The sequence below is a fragment of the Clostridium tarantellae genome, from assembly GCF_009295725.1.
GTDB classification, from domain to species: domain Bacteria; phylum Bacillota; class Clostridia; order Clostridiales; family Clostridiaceae; genus Sarcina; species Sarcina tarantellae.
On the sequence record NZ_WHJC01000207.1, the window covers coordinates 1 to 5,999 of the forward strand.

Here is a 5,999-nt window from a genome sequence, read left to right on the forward strand (position 1 = left end):
ATATATAATATTTTATAAAATCAATATTTTTGTGAATAAAAATATAAAAAAAATAAATTTTGTGCATATTTATACAAGAAAACTATAAAAATTTAAAAAATAAAACTCACTTAATTAATTAAGTGAGTTTTATTTTTTAAATTTTATTAACAAAATCTGAATGTTTCTTTACCTCTTTTTCATTAGAAACAATAGTTAAATCTAATATACCTATTAGTACTTCTAAAAGAGATACTAATATTTCTAATTCTTGAACAGTATAGGATTTAGAAATATTAATACCTAATAAAACTGCTAAAGCAGTAAGTTCTGATGGAGGCAATTCAAATATTGTCATATATGTTCACCTTATAGATTAATTTAATAATATTATATACTTATTTAAATTTAATGTTTCAAAAACATTAAATTACTTGAAGTAAGAAATATATTAAAAATATTGATGAAACTATGTACATTGCAATTGAAATATCTTTAAATTTCTTTCCAGCAATCTTACAAATAGGATAACTTATGAAACCGAAAGCTATTCCATCAACTATACTAAATGTAAGTGGAATTAAAGCTAAAGTTAAAAATGCAGGGAATGATTCTGTAAAATCATCAAAGTTAATATGTATAACATTTTTCATCATAAGACAACCTATAATTATAAGTATTGGTGCAACAGCTGCATTTGGTATTAAAGTTATTATCGGAATAAAGAATAATGATAATAAGAATAATATACCAGCAATTAAAGAAGTTAAACCAGTTTTTCCACCAGCAGCTATTCCAGCACTTCCTTCAACTGTAGAAACAGATGGACTACTTCCAAAGATACCACATGCTGCAGTTGATAAAGCTACTGCTATTAAAGATTTATGTGTTTTATGAGGTTGCTTTAGCATTCCATCAACTTGTCCATGTAATAAACCTATATTTTCAAAAACTAATACTAATAATAAAGAAAATGTTGCTATCCAAAACTTTGGTAATGTTATAGCTGTAAAGTCCATTGCCCAAAATACATCTTTATATGAACTAAAGTTTGGTAAAGCAAAAGATGCTTTAGATAAATCAACAACACCTAATAATGCTGAAATAACAGTTCCACCAATAATTCCTATTAAGAATCCGCCAGGAACATTTTTAATAAATAATATTAATGTAATTATTAATGTTAATAAAAATGCTAAAACTTCAGGTGTAAATATATTTCCAAGCTTAACTAATGTTGATGGATGTGCAACTATTAAACCTGCTTTTTGAAATCCTATAAATGTAATAAAAAGTCCTATTCCTACTGTTATAGCTTCCTTTAAAGTAGTAGGAATTGATTCAGTTAATATTTTAGCAAGAGGAGTAATTGCAACTATTAAAAATAGTAATCCAGCAACAACAACTGCTGCTAATGCTTCTTGGAAAGATAATCCCATAGTATTTACTATAGTATAAGTAAATAAAGCATTTATTCCCATACCCGGCATAAGAATAAGAGGCGCATTACCTAAAAAACATATTAATAAACATCCTACCAATGATGCTAATGAAGTTGCTATTATTAATGGTTCCATAGCAACACCACCATCGCTTAAAATACTAGCGTTTACAACAATAATATATACTGCTGCAAAAAACGATGTTAAACCAGCTAAAACTTCTGTTTTAACACTTGTTTCATGTGCTTTTAAATCAAAAATTTTTTTCATTTGTATCCCTTCCTTTGTAAAACTAATAAAAGACAACACCATAGTATTATAACATAATATTTTAAATTTTCTTGTGTAATAAAAAGTATTAATTGGAATTAAAAAGTTAAGTATCAATATTTGACGAAACATATAAATTATTTTTTTAAAAAACAATAAAATTATTTAATAAAATGGCAAAGAAATGTAGGGTTGAATTAATAAAAATAATATTAGAAAAGGATTAAATATATGAAATTGATAAAATGTATCGTTAAAATTAATAATACATTAGTGTAATAAAATGGTTTAAATGGTTTTAATAAAAAAATAATCAAAATATTTACAAATAATTAAAAATGTTCATTGGAAAAAATATGGATTTGAAAATATAATTTCAAGTAAAGAATATTTTTTTGGGTTGAAGGAGAGGTTATTATGAATAAGAAAAAATTAGCAGGATTATTATTAGCAGGAACATTATTAGTAGGAGCTACTGCAGGATCATTTGCATATTTTACTGATAAAGCAGAAGTTACAACTAAAGTGGGTATCGTATTAGGAGATATTGATGTAGAAGTTACAGATGCAGATTGGGTTATTGCAACTCATGGTAATGCAAAAATGGATGAAGTTGGTTATACTGTAGATGTTAGACCAGGTGAAGTTTTCACAAGAGATATATTAGTTGAAAACTTTGGTTCATTAGATTCAACTATAACAATTGATTTAGTTGAAGGATTAGGAGAAACTAAAGTAGGTGAAAAAGAAGATGGAACACCTGTTACTTTTGATGAAGTATTCACTTTACAAGCAGAAGGTTTAGGAGATCATACAGTAGATGTAAATGGAGATCCTATAAATGTTGAATTAACTTTAACTGTTAATCCAGATTTAGGAAATGATTTTGAGAATGCTGAATTTGATTTAGCTTATATCTTAGGAGAAGATACTCCATTTATAACAATTACTGGAGAGCAAGCACACAAAGAGTAGACAAGCTATAAAGCTGTTAAATCAATATAATTTTTGTAAGCCCTAATGAAAATTAGGGCTTATAGTATATTTAAAGATAAGTTGGTGGAGATTTATGAAATATAAAAATATAGTTATGGCCTTAATAGCAACTATAGGTGTTTTAGCGGTAGTAAAGTTTTCTACAGTATTAGCAAATCCTAATATTAAGGATGTGAAAATAGAATCCACAAAAGGTAAAAATGAAGGAATTTTTTCTGAAAAAGATGGTATGTGGCAACCAGGTATGAGTAAGAAAAGTGAGTTTTTTATAGAGAATAGCAGTAATAAAGATATAGTAATTGAGAAATTTACATTTAATAAGAGTTTTTTAAAAAATTATAAAAATAATAAAGATATATTTGAAAGTGATAAAGAGTATGATGCTTTTATGAATAATTCTTTTATAGAAATATCTTATAAAGGAGAGGAATTATATTCAGGAAGCTTTAAAGATGCTTTTAAAGAAAAAAAAGTAGATTTATTAGAACAAATTAAAGTAAAAGCAGGAGAAAAAAAGGTTTTTGATATAACCATAAGTCTTTCAAAAGATATGAACAATAATGCAAAAGCTTTGAAAAAAGAGTTTATATTAGGAATTATATATGAATATGCAGAAGAGTCAAAGTTAACTGAAAATAAGTCTAATTATAAAAATATAGCATTAGGTAGTTATGATATATTTTTAGAATTAGTTAATGAAAATATGTTAACTAAACCTCTGAAAGAGGAGGTATAAAACTTATGAGCAAGAAAAAAATTTACAATAAAGAAAAAGTTAGTACAATATTATTAGCTTTAGCAATTGGCATAGCGGGTACTAGTATGAGTTTTGCATACTTTAAAGATATTGAACTAGTTAAAGCAGATATATCAATTAATTTTGGAAATTTAGATGTTGAATTTGGATCAAAATCAGAAGAAAATAAAAAAGTACAATTACAAATAGATGGATTATTACCTGGGAAAACAAAAGTAGATACTTTTAATATAGATAATATAGGAACAATAGATCAAATATTAAAATTTAAATTTTATAATGGAGTAGGTATGACTCCTGAAGAGCTACAAAATTTCACTTATAATTTAGTTTTTAAAAATATTTCTGGAGAAAATATTTCAAAAAATTATTCTGGAAATTTAAATGAACTTTTAAATGAAGAATATAAAGAAATACAAAATAATGATAATAATATTATTTTAAAAAGTAATGAAAGAATAATAGGTGAATTTTCTGTAACTGCTAGTGACGAATTAAATAAAAGTTTTGAAGGAAAAAAGATAAATTTTTCTATAGACATTTTGTCTACTCAAAATGATAATATTAAATGGAAGTAGGAGCTTAGGAGGTAATAAGTTATGAAATTAAAAAATAAATTAATTGCTATGATGACAGGATTAGCCTTAGCTTTTACAGGTGCAACTGGTAGTTATGCATATTTTACTGATAGAGCAACAAGTAAAGATAACTCTATTTCAATAGGTGAATTTCCAGAAGCTACTATGAATGTATATTCTTCAATTGGACCTATGTATAGTGGAATGATTAAAACAGATGATGGATTTGAAAGCAAGGCAACTGTTAATTATGAAAAATGGTTAAATAATGCTTCACAATATATAACAAATTATTTTAATAAGGAAAAAGTTAATATAGATGAAAATGTAGATGAAAAGCAAAGGTTTCAGTTAATTGAAAATAATAATAATAAATTAGTTAGTAGAAAAGCATTAATAGGAACTGTAGGAGAAGGAAACTATTCTTGGATGGGAAGTAAAAATAATGCTGGAGAAGAATATGGTGCGGCAATACATCATATAGTTGCTATTTCTAATGGAGCTCATAATGGGGCTGATATAGGAAAATTAAATTACAAACATCAAAAATTAAATATTGATCAAAATCATATTTTAAAAAATCTTAATAAAAATAAAGAATATTTAATAACAGAAAACTCTAATGAAAACATTATATTAAATTCAAAAGAAGAAAGAACTCGTACTTTTAATTGGGATGAAACACAAGGTAAATATGTACAAGTTGGGCAGCATAAAGAACCATCAGAAGAAGCGGATTTAATAATATTTGATATTGCTAGTAGAGGATACTATACTAAAAATTCTACAGAGAGTTCTTTAAATAATTTAATTGATAAAATATCTGCTAATTCTAGACATTGGCAATTAGATTTTTCACCAACTGGAGAAATTATTTATAAAATTTTATGGGAAGAAAATAGTCCAATGTATCCATTAGTTCAACAATTAGTAAATGAAAAGGAATTTTATGCAGGTATAGTTAGAAATGAACTACAAATTAATTATGTTTATGATTATGCTGGAGAAAGCTCCACAATTACTAAAAAAATTACTTTAAACATAGGAGAAGATGATCCTAAAGAAGAGTTTAATCCAGATAATAATGTAACATTTAGTGAAGAACTTGAAAGTTTAAAATCAAAGTTATTAAATGAAAAAGAAAAGAGTTCTTTAGATGATAATACTGAATTAAAAGATATAAATAATAAAGATATAAATAATAATGTCAGTGAAAATGTAAATAAAGATATTGATAATTCTAATGTAAAGAATGAAAATATACTAGATAGTTCCGATGAAGTTAAATAATTTGGCTTTAATAATTAGCAACAAAAAGGGGAAGAAAAAATGATAAATAAAAAGAAAAAAATAATGAATATTATATCCTATATATTTTTAGCTTTAATAATATTAGTTTTAGTAAATAATATTTTAACTAAATCAGATAAAATATTTAAAACTATAGGATTTAGAACATACACTATATTAACTGGTAGTATGTCACCAGAAATTGAACCAGGAGATTTAGTAGTAATAAAGCATGAAAATCCTGAAAAGCTAAATGTTAATGACATAATTACCTTTAACTATGATAATAAAATTGTAACTCATAGAATTATAGAAAAAGAAGAAGCAGGATTTATAACTAAGGGTGATAATAATAATGTAGAAGATAGTGAAGTTATAAAATCAAAAGATGTTATAGGTAAAGTCTTAACAGTAATTCCTAAATTAGGATATTTATTCTCATTTACTTCTCATCCACTTTTTGTACCAATATTATTAGTTATAATTGCTTTAAGTATATTATGGGATGTATTTTCAAAAAAAGAAGATAATATTAAAGAAAAAAATAAGAATATTTAAAGATAATAAAAAGCTATGAATTTAATATTCATAGCTTCAGGCTGTCGACAAAGTCGACAGCCTTTCCATTTTCTTATAAAATAATATTGGGTGATAAATATGATGACTAAAAAAAATACTGATAATAGA

7 protein-coding genes are annotated in these 5,999 nt (G+C 25.0%); 5 read left to right on the top strand and 2 right to left on the bottom strand.

Annotated elements, in window-relative coordinates:
- Positions 1-136 precede the first annotated feature (136 nt).
- Entirely contained in the window at positions 137-337 is a 201-nt protein-coding gene (locus GBZ86_RS11565; RefSeq protein ID WP_152890830.1) for a hypothetical protein, read from the bottom strand.
- A 67-nt stretch (positions 338-404) separates the two neighbouring features.
- Complete coding sequence (locus GBZ86_RS11570; protein WP_152890832.1) at positions 405-1,691, bottom strand: NCS2 family permease; 1,287 nt, start codon at positions 1,689-1,691, stop codon at positions 405-407.
- 417 nt (positions 1,692-2,108) lie between these two features.
- Between GBZ86_RS11570 and GBZ86_RS11575 the strand changes: the two genes are divergently transcribed.
- The 5 genes from GBZ86_RS11575 (at position 2,109) to GBZ86_RS11595 (ending at position 5,870) form a co-directional block, all read left to right on the top strand.
- On the top strand, positions 2,109-2,666 hold the full coding sequence (locus GBZ86_RS11575) for a SipW-dependent-type signal peptide-containing protein (RefSeq protein WP_152890834.1): 558 nt from the start codon (positions 2,109-2,111) through the stop codon (positions 2,664-2,666).
- Between the two features lie 94 nt (positions 2,667-2,760).
- Entirely contained in the window at positions 2,761-3,423 is a 663-nt protein-coding gene (locus GBZ86_RS11580; RefSeq protein WP_152890835.1) for a hypothetical protein, read from the top strand.
- Between the two features lie 5 nt (positions 3,424-3,428).
- A complete protein-coding gene (locus GBZ86_RS11585) occupies positions 3,429-4,022 on the top strand; it encodes a hypothetical protein (protein WP_152890837.1) in 594 nt (197 codons plus the stop codon).
- Between the two features lie 21 nt (positions 4,023-4,043).
- Positions 4,044-5,312 (top strand): SipW-dependent-type signal peptide-containing protein, encoded by a 1,269-nt coding sequence (locus tag GBZ86_RS11590; RefSeq protein ID WP_152890839.1) that lies wholly within the window; start codon positions 4,044-4,046, stop codon positions 5,310-5,312.
- Between the two features lie 39 nt (positions 5,313-5,351).
- The gene (locus tag GBZ86_RS11595; protein ID WP_152890841.1) at positions 5,352-5,870 is read left to right on the top strand and encodes a signal peptidase I; all 519 of its coding nucleotides are present in this window, start codon (positions 5,352-5,354) and stop codon (positions 5,868-5,870) included.
- Positions 5,871-5,999: the final 129 nt, after the last annotated feature.

Coding starts and splice junctions, on each gene's coding strand:
- GBZ86_RS11565 (WP_152890830.1), bottom strand. CDS start 337: ATGACAATATTTGAATTGCCTCCATCAGAACTTACTGCTTTAGCAGTT.
- GBZ86_RS11570 (WP_152890832.1), bottom strand. CDS start 1,691: ATGAAAAAAATTTTTGATTTAAAAGCACATGAAACAAGTGTTAAAACA.
- GBZ86_RS11575 (WP_152890834.1), top strand. CDS start 2,109: ATGAATAAGAAAAAATTAGCAGGATTATTATTAGCAGGAACATTATTA.
- GBZ86_RS11580 (WP_152890835.1), top strand. CDS start 2,761: ATGAAATATAAAAATATAGTTATGGCCTTAATAGCAACTATAGGTGTT.
- GBZ86_RS11585 (WP_152890837.1), top strand. CDS start 3,429: ATGAGCAAGAAAAAAATTTACAATAAAGAAAAAGTTAGTACAATATTA.
- GBZ86_RS11590 (WP_152890839.1), top strand. CDS start 4,044: ATGAAATTAAAAAATAAATTAATTGCTATGATGACAGGATTAGCCTTA.
- GBZ86_RS11595 (WP_152890841.1), top strand. CDS start 5,352: ATGATAAATAAAAAGAAAAAAATAATGAATATTATATCCTATATATTT.